The sequence below is a fragment of the Nonomuraea sp. NPDC051298 genome (genome assembly GCF_055586305.1).
In genome coordinates, this window is the sequence record NZ_JBVJIM010000021.1 from 129,410 (window position 1) to 150,057 (window position 20,648).

The following is a 20,648-nucleotide window of genomic DNA, read 5'->3' on the forward strand; positions in this document are numbered from 1 at the left end:
TCCACCGTACGTGGTTCTCGCCGGGGCCGCGAAGGACCGCCGTCAAGAACGCGCGACGATGGCGGCCAGCCGGTCGAGCACGGGCTCGGCGTTGACCGGCACCCGGTCGGCCATGAACGCGAACGTGACCAGCCGCCCGTCCTTCGTGGTCGCCATGCCGGCCAGCGTGTTGATGTTGTTGAGCGTGCCGGTCTTGGCGCGTACGAGGCCGACCTGGTCCCTGCTGTCGCTGCCGGTGAAGCGCCGGCCGTTGCCCAGCGTGCCGGAGAAGCCGGCGATCGGCATGCCAGTGGCGACGGCGTGCAGGTCGGGGCGGTTCGCGGCACTGGCCAGGGCGAGGGTCCTGGCCAGCGCCTCCGGGCTGATGCGGTTGCGGATCGACAGGCCGCTGCCGTCGGAGAGCGCGATGTCCTGGGTGACCCCGAGGCGCCGCAGCACCTCGACCACGGCCTTGGTGGCGCCCGCGAACGACGGCTCCTGGCCCTCCTTGATCGCGACGTGCCTGATCAGGGCCTCGGCAAGGTCGTTGTCGCTGCGGGTGAGCGTGTGCTCGACGAGGGCGTAGAGGGGGGCCGAGTCGACCTTGCCCAGCTCGGCGGCGCCCGCTGGGGCCTTGGCCGGGCGTACGGACTTGGCGACCGAGATGCCCTGCCTGCCCAGGAGCTTGGCGAAGGCGTCGGCGGCGAACTGGGGCGGGTCGGCCACCCGGGGGCTGCGGAACTCGGGGTCCTGGCGGCCCTCGTCGATGGTGAGGGCGTAGACGGGGGCCACCTCGCCGTCGGGGATGTAGTTCGGCTTCCAGCCGGCGGCCTTGGGCGTGCCGGTGAAGAGCGAGGTGTCGTACGAGAGGGTGACCTTGCGCACGCCCTTGGACTTGAGCGTGGCCGCCGTACGGGCCGCCAGGGTGGCCAGGGACGCCTGCTTCGGATAGTCCCCCTGCTTGGCCTCCGGGCCCGCCAGAAGGGGGTCTCCGCCGCCGACGAGGACCACCGTGCCCGGCTTGGCGCCCTGGACGGTACGGGTGGACAGGCGGGTGTCGGGGCCGAGCGCGGCCAGGGCCGCGGTGCACGAGACGATCTTGGTGGTCGAGGCGGGGGTGACGGCGGTGCCGGGGTTCGAGGCGAAGATTTGCTCACCGGTGACCGTGTCGAGGACGACCGCTCCCACCCGGCCGCCCAGCGCTTGGTCACCCAGCGCGCTGGCCAACTGTTTCGTCAAAGTACCCTTAGTCGGGAGAGGACCGTCTCCTGACGTCGCCGAAAGCTGGGCCAGCACAGGCCCCGAGGTGACCACGGGGATGGGGGGAGAGCCTTCCGCCGGAGACGCCGTCGGCTCGGTCGGTGACGACCCGCTCGTCAGCGCTCCCAGGCTGAAATCGGTGGTCACCGCGTAAACGCCGGTGACGATCGTCAGGGCTTGGAGCACGGCGAGGGTGGTCAGCATCACCAACCGGTCGCGCCGCGCCACGTCGCCTGCCCTTTCTCTGTGTTCGCTTACGAGACATTAATGCCCAACCGGGGGTGCCCGGGGGCCTGAGCGGAGGAACCGCGGTGGAGTTCGACGTTGTCGTTGAGATTCCCAAGGGGCAACGGAACAAGTACGAAGTGGACCATGAGACGGGAAAGATCAGGCTTGACCGGCTCCTGTTCACCTCCACGCAGTATCCCGCCGACTACGGCTTCATCGAGCACACCCTCGGCGAGGACGGCGACCCGCTCGACGCCCTCGTGCTGCTGCAGGAGCCGACGTTCCCTGGCTGCTACATCACGTGCCGGGCGGTGGGGATGTTCCGGATGACCGACGAGAAGGGCGGCGACGACAAGGTGCTCTGCGTGCCGTCCACCGACCCTCGCATGCACCACATCCAGGACATCCATCACGTGTCGGAGTTCGACCGGCTGGAGATCCAGCACTTCTTCGAGGTCTACAAGGACCTCGAGCCGGGCAAGTCCGTCGAGGGCGCCAACTGGGTGGGCCGCATCGAGGCCGAGGCCGAGATCGAGCGCTCGTTCCGTCGGGCCAAGGAGCAGGGCCACCATTAGGGGTCCGCTTCAGCGGGGCCTGGTGGCGCCCACCAGGTCCCCGCGCCAGATCGAGGCCACCCGCACCACGTCTCCGGTCTGCGGCGCGTGCACCATCTGGCCGCGCCCGACGTAGATCCCCACGTGGTGGATCGTCCCGGGGTCGCTGCTGATGTGCCCGAAGAAGAGCAGGTCGCCGCGGCGTAGCTGGTCCAGCGGCACGTGCGGGCCCGAGGTCCACTGCGTGCCGGTCCAGTGGTCGAGCCGCACCCCGACCCGTTCCCAGGCCCGCATGGTCAGGCCCGAGCAGTCGTAGGTCCGCGGGCCGGCGGCGGCCCACACGTACGGCTTGCCGAGCTGCGTCAGCGCCCAGTTCGCGGCCAGGTCGCCCATCGCGGAGCCGCCCGCGACCAGTCCGGCCGTCGCCGCCGCGCGCTGCCTGGCCAGCAGCACCGCCCGGGTGCGGGCCGCGTCCACCTGGCGCTCCAGGCTGTCCTTGCGCGCCACCAGCTCCCTGGTGTCGCGGCGTTGCCCGGCCACCGCCGCCTCGGCGGCGAGCTTGGCCTGGCGGGCGCGTTCCGAGGCTTCCTGCTGGGCGGCGTAGGCCCACTCGGCCTGGGTACGCAGGATCGTCTCGACCTCCTGGGCGTCGCGCACCCGGCGCAGGAACGCCGCCCGCTCGTCCCGCAGGTGCCCGAGCACCCCCGCGCGGTGCAGGAACCCGTCCGTGCCGCCCCGGTCGACGATCATGCCCACGAACGGCTTCAACGAGCCCAGCCCGCCGTAGCTCTCGGTCGCCAGCAGCGCCGCGTCCTGCCTGGCCCGCTCCACCTCCACGGCCGCCGCCGCCAGCCTGACCTGGGCCTGCGCGTGCGCCTGCTCGGCCTGCCGCAGGCGGACGACCTCCCCGTTGTACGCCTCCACCAGCCGCTCCACCGCGGCGGCCAGCTCGTTCAGCCTGGACTGGGCGGTGACCAGCTCGGCCGTCGTGCGGCTGAGGTCGTGCGACCGCTCGCGTACGGTCTGGCGGGCCTTCTCGACCTCGCGCGAGGACGGCCCGTCCGGGTCGGCCGCCACCGGGGGACACATGATCGCGACCAGGCACGTCGATAGGAGGCCGGCCCGGAATGCGCGCATAGGTCCCCCTGGAAACAAATGACTACTCTATGCACACAGTTCCCGGCAATTCACTCACGTAACGTGATCAATCGAGGTGGGAGTCCATTTTGGGGGGACCGGTCGCCGGGCGGCGGTTCCTTGGGGAGAAGCTGCGGCGGGACTGGGGATCTCTTGGCAGGGACCAGCCCGGCGACCGGCAGGGCTCAGCCCGGCGACGCCGAAGGGCTGACCGAGGGCTGCTCCGTCGGCGTGGGGGCGACCGTCTCGGACGGGGTGGCGGTCGGCATGGGCGTGGCGGTCTTGGTGGGCGCCGAGGTGGGCGCCGAGGTGGGCGCGGGCGTCGGCGCCTGTGTCGGCGCGTGCGTCGGAGTGGGCCAGGGCGTACGCGTGCCCGGATGCCACGGCCTCGGCCGCTTGGTCGGACGCCGGGTGGGCTCCCACGACGGCACCGGCTCGGCCGGGGTGACCTGGGTCGGGAACTCCCCCGGGGTCGTGCCGCCCGGCCGTGGGAGGTGGGGCGGCGCCGACGGGAGCGGGCCGCTGCTCGGCGAGGCCCACACCGGGGACGGCAGGGGGGCAGGCGGCCCCGGCGTCCCCGTCACCCCCAGGGGCCGCGCGGTGGCGTGGCCGAGGATGGGCGCCACCGTCAGCGGCACGTCCTGCGGCCGGTCGTGCCAGGGCAGCCGGATGCCGGGCGGCTCTCCCGTGGCGGGGAACGCGGCCGTCGCGACCCCGGTCACCCCGCCGTTGTCCCGCCCGATCCGATCGAAGATCACCGCGATCGCCACCACGGCCGCGACCGCCGCCAGCGTGCCCGCCACCGCCCGGCGCCACCGCCGGCCCTCTCTCCCGCCGGAGACGGGAAACCCGGCCGCGCCCAGGGCCGCGGTGCGCCTGGCCACGTAGCGGCGGTAGGGCAGCAGCTCGGGGTCGACGAAGCAGCTCATCACCCGGATGCGCAGGGCGCCGGGCAGCGCGGCCCCCGGCAGCAGCTCGTAGACCTTGGCCGTCGACACCTCTCGGGTGCGGTGGGGGGCGCAGATCTCGCACTGGGGCAGGTGCCTGACCAGGTGCTCGCGCATCTCCTGGGTCAGCTCGCCGGAGAAGCCGGCCAGGATGCGGGCCCGCCGCGGGCAGTCGTACGGGCCCTTCCTGGCCAGGATCTCGGCGTTGATCGCGTCGCGCAGGCTCTCGCGGGCCTCCTCCAGCAGCAGCTCGATCTGGCGCGGCGGGGTCGCGAGCACCTGGGCCAGCTCGCCGGCAGGCAGCTCGTGCCCGTGGACCAGCTCCAGGACCTCCCGCCCGGCCACGGGCAGGCTCCGCACGGCGTTCCAGGCCATGACCCGCAGGTCGGCGTCGGCGGGGTCGTCGAGCGCCGGCGCCTGGGCCAGGACCTCGGCGGCGCCGGGCGGCGCGGTGGCCCGGCGGCGCAGGCACTCGGCCCTGGCCAGCGCGTACAGCCAGGTACGCAGCCTCTCAGGGTCGGCCAGGGCGCCCACGTGCGCCTCGGCGGCGATCAGCGTGTCGCGGAGCGCCACCTGGGCGCTGTCGGGGCTCAGGAGGAGGGACCAGCAGTAGCGGTAGACGCTCTCCGCGTACGCGTCGTACAGCGCGGCGAGTGCTCCCGGTTCGCGGGCGCGGAGTGCTTCGACCAGGGCGCGGTCATTCATGTAACCGAAGGTAATGGATCGGTAACTAGTAGTTCCACCTGTTCCACGCCGATGGCATCACTTGTCTGCCGACGTGCCGCAATTTCGTGCGGAAAATTCATCCAGTCGAGCCCTACGGCCCGATATTTAGGTAAATCACTGCTTGTGCTCGGACACGACCTGGGTGCTCCGGTCCACCGCGAACGGTTCGCTCGTCGGCTTGACGGTGTGGACGGGCACGGCTCCGGCCAGCGCCAGCTCCTCGAAGGGCCGGCCGGTGGATCCCCAGGTCCTGGCGGCGATCTCGGTCCTGGCGACCTGGGCTTCCTTCGGCAGGCCGCCGACCGTCAGGATGAACCTCGGCGGGCTGCCCGCCTCGACCTCGTCCACGAACGTGCTGCCGCCGCCGAGCAGCTTGCCCGTCTTGTCGCGCAGCAATGCGCTGACGACCAAAGTGCTCGCCGCAATCTGATAGGGATTACTGACATATCCAGTAATTAGATACATGCCGTCTTTTTGGCGCATTGTCTGTACGCGCGAGATCGGGAACCGCTGGAACGCCGAGGCGATCCTGGCCGCGGGCCGCCACTGCGCCGGACGGTACTGGATCGTCACCTTCTCCGGCTTCTGGGCGGAGCTGGCCTGGCCGGTGAAGGCCAGCGACCCGCCCGGCGGCACCGCGTCGAGCGGCTGGTCCAGCTTGAGCACCTCGGTGCCCTTGGCGTCGCGCCCGACGATCGTGGCCACCACGTGCTCGCCGAAGTGCCACGGGTTGGCGTTGCTGAGCACGCCCGACCAGTTGACGGCGTACCCGTCGGCGGACTTGACGATGGTGGAGACCTGCTCCTTGAGCGCGAGCGGCTTGAGCTCTTGTACGGGTCGTTCCTCGCTCGCGCACCCGGCGAGGCAGATCGCCCCGAGTGCGAGGAGGCTGACGGTTCGGCTACGCGGGATCACTTTGCCGTGATAACCCGAGCATGGGCACGGCTGGCAGAGGACACGCGCCAGCCGTACCAAGTCTTTAACGCAGGCGCTCGTCTTTACCTGGGGCGGACCACCCTGGTCTCGTCCCAGATCGGGTCGGGCGACTCGTAGACCGTGCCGTCGGAGCCGAAGACCAGGTAGCGGTCGAAGTCGGCGGCGAACCAGCGGTCGTGCGTGACCGCCAGCACCGTGCCGTCGAACGCCTCCATCCCCGTCTGCAACGCCTCCGCGCTGGCCAGGTCGAGGTTGTCGGTCGGCTCGTCGAGCAGCAGCAGCGTGGCCCCGGACAGCTCGAGCAGCAGGATCTGCAGCCGGGCCTGCTGGCCGCCCGACAGCGTGTCGAAGCGCTGCTCGGCGACCCGCCCGGCCAGCTCGTAGCGGGCCAGGGTCTTCATGGCCTCGTTCTTGAGCCGGGCGTGCTCGGTCATGACGATCTCGACCGGGGTGCGGCCGAGCAGGTCGGGCCGGGCGTGCGTCTGGGCGAAGTGGCCGGGCACCACGCGGGCCCCGAGCCTGGCCAGGCCCTCGTGGGCGACCGGCTCCCCGGCCAGCAGGCGCAGGAAGTGGGACTTGCCCGAGCCGTTGGAGCCGAGCACCGCGACGCGCTCGCCGTACCAGACCTCCACGTCGAACGGGCGCATGAGGCCGGTCAGCTCGAGCCCCTCGCAGGTGACCGCGCGCTTGCCGGTGCGTCCGCCGCGCAGGCGCATCGTGATCTGCTGCTCGCCCGGGGACAACTCGGGCGGCCCGGCCTCCTCGAACTTGCGCAGCCTGGTCTGGGCCGCGTGGTAGGCGGGGGCCATGCCGTCGTTGTAGCGCGCCTTGTTCTTCAGCATGTTGACCAGGGCCTTGAGCTTGGCGTGCTCTTCGTCCCAACGCCTGCGCAGCTCGTCGAGGCGCTCGTTGCGGGCCTTGCGGGCCTCGCTGTAGGTGGCGAAGCCGCCGCCGTGGATCCAGATGTTGCCCGACTCGACGGTGATGATGCGGTCGGCCGCGTTGGCCAGGAGGCGGCGGTCGTGGCTGACCAGCAGCACGGTCTTCGGCGTCTCGTTGAGCTGCTGCTCCAGCCATTCCTTGCCGGGGACGTCGAGGTAGTTGTCGGGCTCGTCGAGCAGCAGGGTCTGGTCGGGTCCGCGCAGCAGGGCCTCCAGGACCAGGCGTTTCTGCTCGCCGCCCGACAGCGTGGCCACGTCGCGGTATTTCACCTGCTCGTAGGGGATGCCGAGGGCGGCCACCGTACAGGTGTCCCAGAGCACCTCGATCTCGTAGCCGCCGGCGTCGGTGTAGTCGCTGATGGCCTGCGCGTAACGCATCTGCGTCTTCTCGTCGTCGCGCTCCATCATCGCCAGCTCGGCCTCGTCGAGCCGCCGCGCCGCCTGTCGTACGGCGGGTGGCGCGACGCCCAGCAGCAGGTCGCGTACGTCGCTGCCGTCGCGCACGCTGCCGATGAACTGCCGCATCACGCCCAGCCCGCCTGAGCTGGCCACGCTGCCCTCGACCGGCTGCAGGTCGCCGGCCACCAGCCGCATCAGCGTGGTCTTGCCCGCGCCGTTGGGCCCGACGAGCGCCGCCTTGACGCCTTCGCCGATGCGGAAGGACACGTCGTTGAGCAGAGGCCGCCCATCGGGCAGCACGTACGTCAAATGTCCTACTTCCACGTGGCCCACCACGGCAGGGTAACCGTCGGCCCGCCCTCCGGTCACATGGATTTCCGCACCCTCACCCAGACTCTGGACAGCAAGTGATCTAATGACTAGAACTGTAGGGAACCCCCTCCCCCAAGGAAAACATGATGACGCGATTCCGCTCAGCCCTGGCACCCCTCGCCATCGCGTTGCTCGGCTTCACGGCCGTACCGCAGCCGGCCTGGGCCGCCCCGCCCAAACCGGTGCCGTCGGCGCAGGAGCGGCAGCAGGCCGCGGTCACGGCCGCCGCCGCCTGTGCCCCCACCGTCCAGGGCGCCACCACCAACGCCCGCCTGACCAACCTGTTCACCACCTACGGCAACGACAACAGCCGCCTCGACGACTGGACGGGCGCCGACGGCACCTACTCGCTCAAGCTCCCGAACGGACGCGAGCTGTGGGTGTTCTCCGACACCTTCCTCGGCCGGGTCAACCCCGACGGCACCCGGCCGCCCGTGGTCGAGGAGGGCGGCACGACGGTCTTCCTCAACAACTCCTTCGCCGTCGAGCGCGACGGCCGGCTGTCCACCATCCACGACGGCACCGAGGCAAAGCCCACGGCCGTGATGCCCCCGCGCGACAGCAAGCACTGGTACTGGGCCGGCGACGCGACACTGGCCGGCGGGATCGTGGAGGTCACCTACCAGGAGTACGAGCGCTACGGCACCGGCGCCTGGGACTGGCGCTGGCACCGCAACGTGGTGGCCAGGTTCGCCCCCGGTCGGCTGGAGCGGCCCATCAGCGTGCACGACCTGCCCTCAGGGCGCGGCGTGGCCTGGGCCTCCGCGGTGCTGAAGGACGGCGGCCACACCTACGTCTACGGCGTCGAGGACCTCGGCTCGGCCAAGTACATGCACCTCGCCCGGGTCCAGGGGGAGAGCCTGCTCGGCAGATGGGAGTACCGCAGGGCCGACGGCACCTGGTCGGCGAACGAGGCCGACTCGGCCCGGGTGATGGGCGGCGTCGCGAACGAGTACAGCGTCAGCCGGGTCGGCTCCGGATACGTGCTGATCACGCATGACACCACCGAGGTGCTGAGCCCGAACATCGTGGCCTACTCCGCCTGCTCGCCCGCCGGGCCGTTCACCGGCAAGCAGCACGTCTACACCACCCCCGAGACCCGCGGGGACGTCTTCACCTACAACGCCCACGCCCATCCCGACATCGCGGGTGGCGGGCTCGTGGTGTCGTACAACGTCAACAGCTTCGTCAACACCGACCACTACCGCGACGTCTCCATCTACCGGCCCCGGTTCCTGGACGTGACGTTCGGGTGAGACGCAACTGGGCGGCCCGCCTGCGGCTCGGCACGATCGACGGGCTGCGGGCGGTCACGCTGGAGAACGAGCGGCTGCGCGTGACGGTCCTGCCGGGCAAGGGCGGTGACGTGGTGGAGTTCCTGCACAAGCCCACCGACACCGACCTCGTCTGGCTCTCCCCCCAGGGCCTGCGCGACCCGCGCGACCACCTCCAGGGTGCGTCCGACGACGTCGCCCGGTTCACCGACCACTACGAGGGCGGCTGGCAGGAGGTCTTCCCCAACGGCGGCGCGCCCAGCGAGTACCGGGGCGCGCGGCTGGCGCAGCACGGCGAGGTGTCCGGGCTGCCGTGGGAGTGCGCGGTGGTGGCCGACTCCCCCGAGGAGGTCGCGGTACGGCTGAGCGTGCGGACGCGGCGGCTGCCGTACCGGGTGGAGAAGGTCTTCCGGCTGCGCACGGGCACGGCGGCGCTGGAGATCGAGGGGCGGGCCACGAACGAGTCGGACCTGCCGCTGCACGCGATGTGGGGTCAGCACATCGTGTACGGCCTGCCGTTCCTGCGTCCCGGCGCCCGGATCAGGCTGCCGGAGGGCGTGACCGTGATCCCGCACGAGAGCGCGATCAACCCGGAGGCGGGGCGCAGGGTGCGGGCGGGCGGGCCGTGGCAGTGGCCCGTGGTCCCGGCCGACGGCGGGGGCGAGACGGACCTGAGCGTGGTGCCCGAGCGGGGGGCGCCGAGCGAGATCGTCTATCTGACCGGCTTCGACGAGGGTTGGTATGAGATCTCCGGGGATATCGGTATGCGGGTGGAGTGGGATGCGACGCTGCTGCCGTACCTGTGGATGTGGCAGGAGTTGGGGGCGTCCACCGGTCACCCGTGGTGGGGGCGGGTGTACACGGTCGGGCTGGAGCCGTTCTCCAGCATGCCGACCGATGGCCTGGCCGCCGCCGTGGCCAACGGCACGGCCCTCGTCCTGGACCCGTACGAAACGAAGGTGCTGAGGTTGCGCGCGGAGGTGCTGGCGTGAACGAGCGTGAGTTCGACGGCAAGGTGGCGCTGGTCACGGGGGGTTCGATGGGGATCGGGCGGGCGGTGGTCGACCGGCTGGCCGACGGCGGCGCGTCCGTGGTGTTCTGCGGGGTCGACAAGGGCGCCGAACTCGACAGCGCGCACGTGACCGGCAGGATCGCCGACGTGCGCCGGGCCGAGGACGTACGCGGCCTGGTTGACCTGGCCGTCTCCCGGTACGGCGGCCTCGACGTCGTGGTGACCTGCGCGGGCGTGCAGCGCTACGGCACCGTCGAGGACACCCCGGAGGAGGTCTGGGACGAGGTGCTCGACATCAACCTCAAGGGCGTCTACCTCACCTGCGGGGCCGCCGTCCCCGCGCTGCGCGCCCGCGGCGGCGGCTCGATCGTGGTCATGTCGTCGGTGCAGGCGTTCTCCTCGCAGGCGCGGGTGGCGGCCTACACCGCGAGCAAGGCCGCGCTCAACGGCCTGACCAGGGCCATGGCGCTCGACCACGCGCCCGACGGCATCAGGGTGAACGTGGTCTGCCCCGGCTCGGTCGACACCCCCATGCTGCGCTGGGCGGCGGACCTGTGGCGGGGCGAGCTGTCCCAGGAGGAGCAGGTGGCGCAGTGGGGCCGGGCCCACCCGCTGGGCCGCGTGGGACGGCCGGAGGAGGTGGCGGAGCTGGTGGCGTTCCTGGCGGGGCCGCGGTCGTCGTTCATCACGGGGGCCGAGCACCGCGTGGACGGCGGCCTGCTGGCGCAGAACCCCGCGGCGCTTCCCGAATGACGCCGTCCTCAATTGGGGGCCGCCGAATTGGGCGCCCCCAAACAATGCCTCCCGAGTAGGTCGAGCAAAGGCCACGGGTTCCTCCGGTCACCCACCCGAGCTGGCAAGAGTTGCGTCAATGCGACGAACTCGCCGTTCACAGCCCTGGTACGAGTGGGTTTCGAGCGGGCCGGGGCACGCGACCCTCATCCGGGCGCGCAGCCCTTTCGCGCTGCGAGTCATGACGCCTCGCATGCGAAACGGCACGCTAAGTTACCGAGGTCGAAACGACTCACCGATCGAGGAGAGACCTGTGAGGCTATCCAAGAAGGCCGCCGGCTTCGTCGCGGCGGTCGCGCTGTTCGCCGTGGCCGCCCCCGCCGCCGCCGCGGCGGCGAGCCCCCGCTCGACCTGCTACGGCGGTCGGGTCTGCCTGTACGCCGGCTTCGACTACAACCGCGGTCAGATCGACCACTGGCGGGACTTCACCGCGGACGACTCGAACTTCGCCGACAACAACTGGCTGAACTGGGACTTCAGCAATTCCTGGCACAGCATGAACAACGAGACCAGCTCGATCCGCAACCGCATCGGCTGCGCCGCCACGCTCTGGCAGCACCCCGGTTACACCGGTGCGCACAGCACGTTCACGCACAACTCGAACGACGGTTTCCTGGCGAACAACGCCATCGGCAACAACCGCGCCAGCGCGCTCGACATCTGGTGCCGCTAAGCAATAAAGGGAGTGCCGGTTTCCGGGCTTGGCCGCCGGAAACCGGCTGCCGCGGAGTGCTCGCCAGCGCCCTGCTGCTGGTGACGACCACCGCGGCCTGCGGCGCAGAAGAGCCCGCGCCGCCGGCGCCCGTACGGGGCGTCACTTCGGTGTCGCAGCTCGTGCTGCCGTTCGACGCCTACAAGACCACTCCCGAGCAGCGGGCCGTCCTGGGCAACGCCCACAACCAACTCGTCGTACAGTGCATGCGCCGCCAGGGCATCACCATCAAGCCACCCGCCGAGGACCCGGACACCATCTCCGCCGTGGACCCCGGCAACTCCCGCCGCTACGGCGTCGCCGACGTCGCGGCGGCCAGGAGCCACGGATACCACCTGGCCAGACCGCCCTCTCCCGACACGACCGGCGCGTGGGCCGGCAAGCTGCCCATCCGGGCCCGGCACCGGCTGTACGGCACCGCGGCCGACCGGGGCTGCCTGGACCGCGCGACGCTCACCCTGGACAAGGGGGCGCGCAAGGCCGATTGGCCGTGGCTGGCCCTGCAGGACTCGCTCACGCTGGAACAGGCCGCCAAGCACCCGTCGGTGACCACGGCGGTCAAGCGCTGGCAGTCGTGCATGACCAAGGCCGGGTTCTCCTACCCGGCTCCTGAGGCGGCCATCGCCGACGGCCGCTGGGATCTCGACAAACCGCCCGTGAGCGAGGAGGAGAAGCAGACCGCGACCGCCGACACCGCCTGCAAGTGGTCGTCGGGCCTGGTCGCCGCCTGGTACGCGGCCGACGCCGAGTTGCAGCGGACGGTCGTCCACGACAACCCGGAGCGCTTCGCCGCCCTGCGGGCCAATCTCAGGCAGCGCCTGAGCCGGGCCTCACACCTGCTCACCGAGCACGAAAGCCGCCAGGTCCGCTGACTGCGCCAGCCGGCTCGGCTCGTGGACGTACATCATGTGGCCGGCCTCGTAGTACCTGAACTCGATGTTGCCGGTCAGCTCGGCGGGCAGGGGCAGGTGGGCGAAGGCGTGCTCGGCCGCGTAGTACGGGGTCGCGCCGTCGTGGTAGCCGCAGGCCACGTGCACGCGCAGGTGCGGGTTCGTGCGCATGGCCGCGGCCAGCCTGCCCGCCACCGTGACGTGCGCGCCCTCGAACTCCTGGTACGACCACGGCTGCACGCGCGAGGTGAGCACCTCGTACGGCAGGTCGTTGGCGTAACCCAGCTCCGTGCGCAGGTAGTGGTTGAGCGCGGCGCTGTAGGGGCCCATGATCGCGTTCATGCTGGGGTCGGCCGAGAACCGTTCGGCCCCGGCGTCCCTGTCCCAGCCGGTGAAGCGGCTGTCGAGGCGCCCGACGACCTTACGCTGCGAGCGCAGCACCTCGGTGAAGTACCGGTGGTGCTCGATCCGCAGGTCCACCCGGTCGACGTAGTCCTCGCTGAGCCCGGTCAGCCGGGCGATCTCGCTGACCGCGGCCGAGCGCTCCTCGCCGGTGAGCCGGCTGCCGCGGGCCAGCACCCAGGGGTAGTCGCGCTCGGCGTACGCCTCGGCCTCGCGGAGAACGTCGGCCAGCGGCCGGTCGCCGTGCAGGCCGTGATAGTGCGCGACAGCCGCGTAAGTCGGCAGGAAGAGGCTGTAGGCGAGGTCGTTGCCCTCGGTGAAGCGGATGGTCTGGAAGTCCAGCACCGAGGAGATCAGCATCACGCCGTTGAGGAACAGGCCGTACCGCGACTGGAGGTGGTCGGCCAGCCCGGCGGCCCGCACGGTGCCGTACGACTCGCCCGCCAGGAACTTCGGCGACATCCACCGCCCGTTCCTGGTGGTCCACAGCCTGATCACCTCGCCGACGGACTCCAGGTCGCCGGCGAAGCCGTGGAACGGCTCCGCCTTCTCCCCCGCGGCCGCCCGCGAGAACCCGGTGGAGACCGGGTCGATGAAGACCAGGTCGCTCACCCTGAGCAGGCTCTCCTCGTTGTCGGCCAGCCCGTACGGGGGCGGCAGCAGCGCCCCCGCGTCCCCCATCACGACCCGGCGCGGCCCGAGCACCCCCAGGTGCAGCCACACGCTGGACGACCCGGGCCCGCCGTTGAAGGCGAACGTGACCGGCCTGCTCAGCGGCTCGGCCCCGTCGAGCGTGTACGCGGTGACGAACACCTCGGCCTTGGGCCGCAGTCCCTCGAACGTGCCGTCGGTGACCACCTCCTCACGCAGCACCATGGTGCCGGTGGTGGCGGTGTACGACTGGCCGGACGGCAGGGTGTGGGAGGTGGTGACGAGGTTGTCGGCTGGGGAGGCAGGCTTCGACTCTTCAGACATACCTGGACATTATTCTGCGGTCCCCGTGTCCAGGTCAGCCTCCACCCCCGGGTCGGCGAACCGCTCGTTGGGCACCGTGGCGTACCAGCCCGGCCTGCCCGGATCGCGGTCGTACGGATAGCCGCCCAGCTCCCGGTACAGCTCGGCGTAGCGGGCCACCCGGTCCGGGTCCAGCCGCACGCCCAGCCCCGGGCCCGACGGCACCGGGATGGCGCCCTCCGAGTACGCCATCCTGCCGCCCTCGATCACGTCGTCCCTGAGCTGGTGGTAGTGGGCGTCGGCGGAGTAGGTGAGGTTCGGCAGCACCGCGCCCAGGTGCAGCATGGTCGCGAGCTGGATGCCCAGCTCCCCCGACGAGTGCACGGCCACCCCGAGCTGGAAGGTCTCGCACACCCCCGCCGCCTTCACGCACGGCCTGATCCCGCCCCAGAACGTCGTGTCCAGCAGGATCACGTCCGCGCTCCTGCGCAGCACGTTCGAGGCGAGCTGCTCGAAGTTGACCACGACGGTGTTGGTCGCCAGCGGCACCCTCACCTGCTCCCTGACGGTCCGCATCCCCTCGAGCCCCCAGACCGGGTCCTCCAGGTAGTCGTTGTTCAGGCCCTCGATGGCCCTGCCGAACCGCAGGCCCTCGGCCACCGACAGCACGGCGTTCGGGTCGTACCTGAGCCGGTCGCCGGGGAACGCCTCGGCCAGCGCGCGATAGCACTCCAGCTCGTGGTCCGGCGGGAACACGCCGCCCTTGAGCTTGTGGACGGTGAACCCGTGCGCCTCCTTGAGCCGGGCCGTGTGCTCGACGAGCTGCTCGGGCGTGCGGATCTCGGGGTGGCCGTCGGCGGCGTACCGGAAGAACAGGTACGACGCGAACGGCACCTCGTCGCGGATCCGCCCGCCGAGCAGGTCGTGCACCGGCACCCCGAGATGCTGGCCGACCAGGTCGAGGCAGGCGAACTCGATGGCGGCCAGGAGCTGCGTACGGTTGTTGTAGAGCGAGGCCGTCGGGTTCGCGATCTTGAAGCGCAGCGCTTCGAGCTGGAACGGGTCGTGCCCCTTCAGATACGGCACCAGGGCGCGGAAGGCCCCCTCGGCGCTCTCACCCCCGCCTCCCATCTCCCCCAGGCCGACCAGCCCGTTGTCGGCCTCGACCTCGACGATCGTGCGCACGAACCGGCCCCAGTGTGCGCCGTTGCTGTGCCGCAGCGGCGCCTCCAGCGGGACCGCGACCGTCGTGGCCCTGATGTCAACGATCTTCACTGACGCGTCCCCCTGACCACGGCCACACCGCACGCGGGCAGCCGAACCTCGATCGTCTCATAACCCGGCATCGCCACCTCGACCTCGACCGGCTCGGCCGCCAGCGACTGCAGCCTGACCACCCGCTCGTCGCCGTCCCGCCCGAGCGAGGTGACCAGCACGTCGGGATGGTCCACCGACACGTACGCCTCCGACACCTCGGGGCTGTCGGTGATCAGCGCCCCGACGAACGGCTCGGTCAGCCCGGAGGCCACCGCCGCGCCGAGCCGCCGGCCCTGGACGCCCGCCTCCGAGGTCACCGCGTAGCGGAACGTGGTCTCGCCCTGCTGCTGCGCGGGGAAGTTGGTGTCCCAGATGTTGTTGAGCGCCCAGGAGTAGACCGTGCCGTCCTCCTGGTCGAGGGTGGGCGGGAAGGGCGCGTACGGCATGTGGATGGTGCCGAGCTGCACCAGCGGGGCCTCCAGCGTGGCCCAGGCGATGGTCAGCTCGGGGTCCTCGAAGGCGATCCAGTGCCTGATCGGCAGCATGTACTCGGCCGAGCCCGGCACCCTGGGCACGTCCGGCCCGCCGACGCCGCCGGTCAGCTCCCAGGCGGTGGCCCCGCCCGCGGCGAACGGGAAGGCCAGGAAGACCGCCTCCTTGGCCGGGGTGCCCTGCTTGGCGAGCTGGTAGGTCAGGTCGACCCTGGGCACCCCGTGGTACACCTCGATCGTGGCGCGGATCCAGTCGACGCCCTTGCCGCGCAGCTCCACGACGAGCCGCTCGCCGACGGCCGTCCGCCGCGCCTCGCGGATCGTGGCGTGCGTGCCGATGGCGCGGTCGCCGAGCAGCGTGCGGTCGTGCGCGCCGACGTGTCCCGACAGGTGGTTGAAGTGCGGGGCGGTGGCGTACTGGTCGTAGACGTACTGGCCGAAGCCCGCCGCGGCCTCGCCGTTGACCAGCTCCCGCCCGGCCCGCTTGTCGAAGATCGAGCTGACGTAGCCCTCACTGACGTCGTACGCGACGCGGTAGAACTCGTTCTCGATCACCCCGCTCGGGTCGAGCGCGACCGGATCGGGGGCCTGGGACTCGCCGGGGACCACGTCCACCCGCGCGTAGGCGTATCCCGGGACGCCGGGCACGACGGCGTGCACGTGCCGCCCGATCGGCCGGGTCGGCCACTCCTCCGGGAACACCGGCTCCTCGTGGTGCGGCAGCGTCTGCCCGGTACGCGAGTCCACCAGCGCGATCGGCACCTCCAGGCCCACCACGTCGCGGGGCAGGAACGCGCGCACGACGTCGGTCCTGGCGCGGGTGCCCGGGTTGAAGACGGCGAACGAGGCCAGCGCGCCACCCTCGGTGCCCGCCTCCGACAGCGCCGCGGCGAACCTGCGGACCCCGGCGTGCAACAGGTCGGACGCGTCGTCCTGGGCCGCGTACGCGCCGGACGACTTGCGCGTCCACTGCAGGCCGCCGGAGTCGCCCCCCTCCTCGGCGTCCTCCCACGGGTTGGCCGCGCCCCAGGTGTGCTCGTTGAACAGGGCGACCTTGTCGTAGGCGGCGTCCACCTGCTCGGTGGCGTCCACGCCGGCGATGGTGTGCAGCGTCTCGGCCACCCGCAGCGCCGACTGCGCCCGGCGTACGTAGCCGAGGGGACGCGCGCCCGAGCCGAGCCCGTCGGCCCACCAGTCGGTCCAGTCGCCCTCGTGCACGGCCAGCCGGTCGTGGTAGCGCTCCTCGACGTGCTCGAAGAAGTCGCTGTTGACCGCCGAGCGCAGACGCGGGTAGGCCCACTGCTCGTTCCACCGGCGCGCGATCGTGGCCGGCACGATCGACGGGCCCGCGTTGTCGGCGTGCGCGCCCTGCACGCGCAGGTGCAGCGCGTCCAGCTCGTACGGCTCCTTCGGCGCGTCAGGACCCTGCCAGCCGAACGTCCCCGGCCCGTACGGGTAACCCCGCGTGGCCAGCGCCGACAGGTAACGCGGCAGGAGATCGTCGGCCAGCTCGTACGAGTCGGTCAGCCCGACCGTGTTGCCCTCCATGTACGCCATGCCGTGCGGCGTGTCGGTGAACCACACGATGATCTCGTTCCCGCTGGGCGCCCGCCAGCGGAACGGCCGGGTGAGCTTGTCGCCGCCGTGCAGGTACGGCACCGACCGGCCCGCCCAGTTGTGCGCGGCGGCCAGGTAGCGCACCCCCGCCGCGCTGAGCGCGTCCACCAGGCCCACGACCGCCCCCGGCACATCGGTGTGCATGGCCGACCTGGTCGTGAACCCGTGGCGGCGTTCGAGCTGGGCGGTGAAGCGGAGCTGACGGTGCAGCTCCTCGGTCGAGCACGCCTCGGTGTGGAGCTGGAACGGCAGCGCGGTCACCTCGATCTGGCCCGCCCTGGCCAGCGCGGCGAACGAGTCGACCAGCTCCTTGGGCCGGGCGTCGAGCCACTTCAGCGCCGGCATCGACGACTCGACCGACCACCGGAACCTGGCGTCGTCCGGCCAGGACGAGGTCTCCTCGGCCAGCCGCACCGCCGCGTCGAGGTAGTCGAGGTGGTGGCGCAGCACGGTGCCCTGCGGGTCGGTGTAGCCGATGTCGAGGTGCGAGTGGTGCACCACGAACACGCTCCACTTGCGCTGCGGGGTCACCGTGACCTGCGCGCTGCCGACCACGCCGGCGTCGTCGCGGCACTCCAGGGTCAGCACGCGCGGCGCGTCCACCTCGGGCACCAGCAGCGTCACGTCGCTGCCCGACGCGCTGTCGACGCCGACCAGCACGTGCGTCAGGGGCACGGTGCTGGAGACCCGGACCGCCTGGCGGCCGTCGTGGGTGAACAGCGGCAGCACCGCGACCCGTACCTCCAGCCCGCGCACGCTGATGACGGGCGTCGAGGTGTCGTCGCGCAGCGCCTGCCTGATCCCGTCGTAGTCGGGGCTCCCCAGGCTGCGCTGGAGCAACCGGCTGGTCATTGAACACTCCCTAGAGACAGGCCCCTGGCGAAGAGGCGCTGGGTGGCGAGGAACAACAGCACGGTCGGCAACGAGACCACGAGCCCGGCGGCCAGGCCGACGGGCACCGGGGTGCCGGCGTACACGTCGGACATGAGGCCCGCGATGGCCGTCATCACCGGCCGTACCTCCTCGGTCTGGGTCAGGGTCAGGCCGAAGACGAGGTCGTTCCAGATGAAGGTGAACTCGAGGATGAACACGGCCGTCAGCGCGGTGAGCGAGATCGGCAGGTAGATGCGCCAGAAGATCCGCCACGTCGAGGCCCCGTCCATCCGGGCGGCCTCGAAGATCGAGAAGGCCACGCCGGAGTAGAAGTTCCGCAGGACGAACGCGGCCAGCGGCACGTTGACGGCCGTGTAGATGAGGATCATGCCGAGGCGGCTGTCGTACAGGCCGGCGTCGCTGTAGCCGACGAAGAGCGGCACGAGCAGCATCTGGGAGGGGAACACGGTGCCGCCGAAGATCAGCAGGAACCACCAGAACCCGCCCCTCAGCCGCAGCACCACGATCACGTACCCGGCCAGCGCCCCGATGATCACGCCGAGCAGCGGCGACAGGATGCTGTAGAGCGCGGTGGAGGCCAGGCTCTGCGTGAGGTTCGCGCTCTCCAGGGCCTTGCCGAAGTTCTCGAACAGCGCGAAGTCGCCGGAGGGCGCCCAGGCGCTGCCCGGGTCGTACGAGCTGGCCGGCCGCGAGGCGTTGACGAGCAGCAGGTACGTCGGCCCGAGCCAGACCAGCCCGAGCACGACGAGAACGGCGCGCCTGATCATGTGGCCGTCACCTGCCTGCGCAGGTAGAGGTAGGACGCGAGCCCCGTCACGACGGTCAGCAGCACCGCCACCGCCGAGCCGTAACCGTAGTCGCCGGCCACGAACGTCTCCTTGTACATGGTCACCGCCAGCGTCTCCGAGTTGCGCCCAGGCCCGCCCTGCGTCAGCACCCACACGATGTCGAACGTCTTCAGGCTCGCCACCAGCGCCAGCCCCACCACGACCGCCGTCAGCGGACGCATGAGCGGCCAGATCACGTGCCGGAACAACCGCCACCCCGAGGCCCCGTCGATCCGCGCGGCCTCGACCGGCTCCCTGGGGATCGACTGGAGCCCCACGACGAACAGCAGCGTGTTCACGCCGAGCTGCTGCCACGTCCAGACGGCCAGCATCGCGAACGTGTTGGCCGGGGCCTCCTGCAGGAACGCGGTGTCCACGCCGAGCAGCAGGTTCGCGATGCCGTCATGGGACAGGATCGGGCTCCACACCATGGCCAGGCCCGCGCCGCTCAGCGCGTACGGCAGCATGAACGGCACCCGGAACCACGCGCCGCCCCTGATGTCGTACGACAGCACCGCGACCAGCAGGCCGAGCCCGACCGGCAGCACCATCGTGCCGATCACCCAGATGAGCGTGTTGCGGGTCGAGGTGAGCAGCGCGGCGTCGTCGAACAGTTTGGCGAAGTTCGCCAGGCCACTCCACGCGGGCGGTTCCAGGCCGTCGTAGCGGGTCAGGCTCAGGTAGGCCGTCCACAGGAACGGCGCGTAGAGCAGCACCGCGACCAGCAGCGCCGCGGGCGCCACGTAGCCGTACCTGAACCGGCCGAACCTCGGGGCTCGAGCACTCACTGATGCGTGCTCCAGTACTCGTCGGCGGCCTTCTGGATGGTCTCCAGGACCTCCTTGTACGTGCCCGGCTCCGTCACGAACTTGCTGAACCCGTCGAGCGCGGCGCTCAGCACAGGCGGCGGCGTGGCCTCGAAGTAGCGGTTGACCAGGCGGTACTTGCCGCCGCCCGCGTCCTTGGTGACCGCGCCGAGCGCCTTGTCGTCGATCACGACCTTCGGGTTGGCGCTCACGTCACCGCGGCTGGTCGCCCACTTCTCCTGGGCCTCGGAGGACGTCCACCACTTGAGGTACTTCGTGCTGGCCTCGGGATCGGCCGCCTTGGTCAGCGAGCACAGCGGCCCGCTCTCGAAGATCATCGAGGTCTTGGGCAGCGCCGGGTTGACGTTAGGGATGACGAAGAAGTCGTAGTCGGTGCCCGCCTTCATCTCCCGCGTGGCCATGCTGGTGTTGAACCAGGTGCCGAACGACACCATCGCGGCCTTGCCGTTCTTCAGCACGTCACCGGGGTCGGTCTTGTCTCCCGGGTTGATGAAGTAGCCGGCGTCGATGAGCTGCTTCCACTTCTCCATCACCTGGACCACGCCGGGGTCGGTGTACTTCGCCTTGCCGGTGGACAGCCGGTCGTACAGGTCGGGGTCGGTGCCGGCCATGAGCTGCTCGAACCAGACGAACGAGAACAGCACGCTGGTGTGGTAGAACGCCTTGACCCCGTTCTTCTTGAGGGTCTCGGCGACCTGCACGAGGTCGTCCCACGTCTGCGGGGGCTTCAGGTCGTGCTGGTCGAAGATCTTCTTGTTGTAGAACATGCCCCAGTAGGCGACGTTCATGGGCACGCAGTACTGCTTGCCGCCGACCGTGTAGTACGGCAGGAGGTCCTGCGAGAGGTCGCCCGCCTTGATCGCCTCCTGCCAGATGGCCGTGGTGTCGGCCACCTGCTTCTGCTTGACGATCTCCTCCAGCATCCCCCCGGTCTGCCAGGTGAACAGGTCGGGCTTGACGTTCGTACGGAACGACGCCTTGATGAACGCCTGGTACTGCGCCGAGTCCGTGTACCCGGTCGGCTTCATGCCCAGGCCGATGCGCTGCTTGGACAGGGCGCCCATCTCGTCGAAGTACTTCGTCCACGCACCCTTGTCGTTGTACAGCGTCAGCTCGGTCTTCTTCTCTTGCGTCGCGGCGCCGTTGCCACCGCAGGCGGTCAGGACCAGAGCCGCCACGCCGAGCGTGGCCACACGTGACCGGAACATGGGCCGGCCTCC

17 protein-coding genes are annotated in these 20,648 nt (G+C 70.8%); 6 read left to right on the forward strand and 11 right to left on the reverse strand.

The genetic code is table 11. The features are described 5' to 3' along the window. Window positions 1-42 precede the first annotated feature (42 nt). On the reverse strand, window positions 43-1,218 hold the full coding sequence (gene dacB / locus ACZ6S0_RS40520) for a D-alanyl-D-alanine carboxypeptidase/D-alanyl-D-alanine endopeptidase (RefSeq protein ID WP_465924635.1): 1,176 nt from the start codon (window positions 1,216-1,218) through the stop codon (window positions 43-45). 332 nt (window positions 1,219-1,550) lie between these two features. Between dacB and ACZ6S0_RS40525 the strand changes: the two genes are divergently transcribed. Next, window positions 1,551-2,042, forward strand: a complete 492-nt coding sequence (locus tag ACZ6S0_RS40525) for an inorganic diphosphatase (RefSeq protein WP_344888520.1) — start codon at window positions 1,551-1,553, stop codon at window positions 2,040-2,042. Window positions 2,043-2,051: 9 nt separating this feature from the next. On the opposite strand, the gene ACZ6S0_RS40530 is transcribed toward ACZ6S0_RS40525, so the two are convergent. The 4 genes from ACZ6S0_RS40530 to ACZ6S0_RS40545 all read right to left on the reverse strand — a co-directional run bounded on the left by ACZ6S0_RS40530 (window position 2,052) and on the right by ACZ6S0_RS40545 (window position 7,440). Continuing rightward, window positions 2,052-3,158, reverse strand: coding sequence for a C40 family peptidase (locus tag ACZ6S0_RS40530; RefSeq protein WP_465924636.1), 1,107 nt, complete (start codon window positions 3,156-3,158; stop codon window positions 2,052-2,054). A gap of 185 nt (window positions 3,159-3,343) precedes the next feature. Next, entirely contained in the window at window positions 3,344-4,810 is a 1,467-nt protein-coding gene (locus tag ACZ6S0_RS40535; protein WP_465924637.1) for an RNA polymerase sigma factor, read from the reverse strand. 135 nt (window positions 4,811-4,945) lie between these two features. Continuing rightward, on the reverse strand, window positions 4,946-5,746 hold the full coding sequence (locus ACZ6S0_RS40540) for a hypothetical protein (protein ID WP_465924638.1): 801 nt from the start codon (window positions 5,744-5,746) through the stop codon (window positions 4,946-4,948). 83 nt (window positions 5,747-5,829) lie between these two features. Beyond that, window positions 5,830-7,440 (reverse strand): ABC-F family ATP-binding cassette domain-containing protein, encoded by a 1,611-nt coding sequence (locus tag ACZ6S0_RS40545; protein ID WP_465924639.1) that lies wholly within the window; start codon window positions 7,438-7,440, stop codon window positions 5,830-5,832. 122 nt (window positions 7,441-7,562) lie between these two features. Here ACZ6S0_RS40545 and ACZ6S0_RS40550 point away from each other — a divergent pair, with 122 nt between their 5' ends. The 5 genes from ACZ6S0_RS40550 (at window position 7,563) to ACZ6S0_RS40570 (ending at window position 12,141) form a co-directional block, all read left to right on the forward strand. Beyond that, a complete protein-coding gene (locus ACZ6S0_RS40550; RefSeq protein ID WP_465924640.1) occupies window positions 7,563-8,735 on the forward strand; it encodes a DUF4185 domain-containing protein in 1,173 nt (390 codons plus the stop codon). Further along, complete coding sequence (locus ACZ6S0_RS40555; protein WP_465924641.1) at window positions 8,732-9,745, forward strand: DUF4432 family protein; 1,014 nt, start codon at window positions 8,732-8,734, stop codon at window positions 9,743-9,745. The genes ACZ6S0_RS40550 and ACZ6S0_RS40555 overlap by 4 nt, the downstream gene beginning before the upstream one ends. Continuing rightward, window positions 9,742-10,518, forward strand: coding sequence for an SDR family NAD(P)-dependent oxidoreductase (locus ACZ6S0_RS40560; RefSeq protein WP_465924642.1), 777 nt, complete (start codon window positions 9,742-9,744; stop codon window positions 10,516-10,518). Before ACZ6S0_RS40555 ends, ACZ6S0_RS40560 begins: the two co-directional genes overlap by 4 nt. Window positions 10,519-10,810: 292 nt before the next feature. After that, window positions 10,811-11,230 carry a peptidase inhibitor family I36 protein gene (locus ACZ6S0_RS40565; RefSeq protein WP_344888494.1) on the forward strand — a complete coding sequence of 140 codons (420 nt, stop codon included), beginning with the start codon at window positions 10,811-10,813 and terminating at the stop codon, window positions 11,228-11,230. A gap of 56 nt (window positions 11,231-11,286) precedes the next feature. Continuing rightward, the gene (locus tag ACZ6S0_RS40570) at window positions 11,287-12,141 is read left to right on the forward strand and encodes a hypothetical protein (protein WP_465924643.1); all 855 of its coding nucleotides are present in this window, start codon (window positions 11,287-11,289) and stop codon (window positions 12,139-12,141) included. Here the strand turns inward: ACZ6S0_RS40570 and ACZ6S0_RS40575 are convergent. Genes ACZ6S0_RS40575 through ACZ6S0_RS40600 form a run of 6 tightly spaced genes read right to left on the reverse strand, consistent with a single transcriptional unit; the run spans window position 12,100 to window position 20,636 of the window. Further along, complete coding sequence (locus ACZ6S0_RS40575; protein ID WP_465924644.1) at window positions 12,100-13,536, reverse strand: S10 family peptidase; 1,437 nt, start codon at window positions 13,534-13,536, stop codon at window positions 12,100-12,102. The genes ACZ6S0_RS40570 and ACZ6S0_RS40575 overlap by 42 nt on opposite strands. Before the next feature lie 9 nt (window positions 13,537-13,545). After that, window positions 13,546-14,790: an enolase C-terminal domain-like protein gene (locus ACZ6S0_RS40580; RefSeq protein WP_465924645.1), complete on the reverse strand. Its 1,245-nt coding sequence runs from the start codon at window positions 14,788-14,790 to the stop codon at window positions 13,546-13,548. Further along, entirely contained in the window at window positions 14,787-17,732 is a 2,946-nt protein-coding gene (locus ACZ6S0_RS40585; protein ID WP_465924646.1) for a glycoside hydrolase family 38 N-terminal domain-containing protein, read from the reverse strand. Before ACZ6S0_RS40585 ends, ACZ6S0_RS40580 begins: the two co-directional genes overlap by 4 nt. Continuing rightward, the gene (locus tag ACZ6S0_RS40590; protein ID WP_465924647.1) at window positions 17,729-18,541 is read right to left on the reverse strand and encodes a carbohydrate ABC transporter permease; all 813 of its coding nucleotides are present in this window, start codon (window positions 18,539-18,541) and stop codon (window positions 17,729-17,731) included. Before ACZ6S0_RS40590 ends, ACZ6S0_RS40585 begins: the two co-directional genes overlap by 4 nt. Further along, window positions 18,538-19,389, reverse strand: a complete 852-nt coding sequence (locus ACZ6S0_RS40595) for a carbohydrate ABC transporter permease (protein WP_344888476.1) — start codon at window positions 19,387-19,389, stop codon at window positions 18,538-18,540. The genes ACZ6S0_RS40590 and ACZ6S0_RS40595 overlap by 4 nt, the downstream gene beginning before the upstream one ends. Beyond that, window positions 19,386-20,636: an ABC transporter substrate-binding protein gene (locus ACZ6S0_RS40600; protein ID WP_465924648.1), complete on the reverse strand. Its 1,251-nt coding sequence runs from the start codon at window positions 20,634-20,636 to the stop codon at window positions 19,386-19,388. The genes ACZ6S0_RS40595 and ACZ6S0_RS40600 overlap by 4 nt, the downstream gene beginning before the upstream one ends. Window positions 20,637-20,648 lie beyond the last annotated feature (12 nt).

Excerpts from the sequence above, each read along its gene's own strand:
- ACZ6S0_RS40550 (WP_465924640.1), top strand. The coding sequence starts at position 7,563 with ATGATGACGCGATTCCGCTCAGCCCTGGCACCCCTCGCCATCGCGTTG.
- ACZ6S0_RS40590 (WP_465924647.1), bottom strand. The coding sequence starts at position 18,541 with ATGATCAGGCGCGCCGTTCTCGTCGTGCTCGGGCTGGTCTGGCTCGGG.
- ACZ6S0_RS40585 (WP_465924646.1), bottom strand. The coding sequence starts at position 17,732 with ATGACCAGCCGGTTGCTCCAGCGCAGCCTGGGGAGCCCCGACTACGAC.
- ACZ6S0_RS40530 (WP_465924636.1), bottom strand. The coding sequence starts at position 3,158 with ATGCGCGCATTCCGGGCCGGCCTCCTATCGACGTGCCTGGTCGCGATC.
- ACZ6S0_RS40575 (WP_465924644.1), bottom strand. The coding sequence starts at position 13,536 with ATGTCTGAAGAGTCGAAGCCTGCCTCCCCAGCCGACAACCTCGTCACC.
- ACZ6S0_RS40535 (WP_465924637.1), bottom strand. The coding sequence starts at position 4,810 with ATGAATGACCGCGCCCTGGTCGAAGCACTCCGCGCCCGCGAACCGGGA.
- ACZ6S0_RS40600 (WP_465924648.1), bottom strand. The coding sequence starts at position 20,636 with ATGTTCCGGTCACGTGTGGCCACGCTCGGCGTGGCGGCTCTGGTCCTG.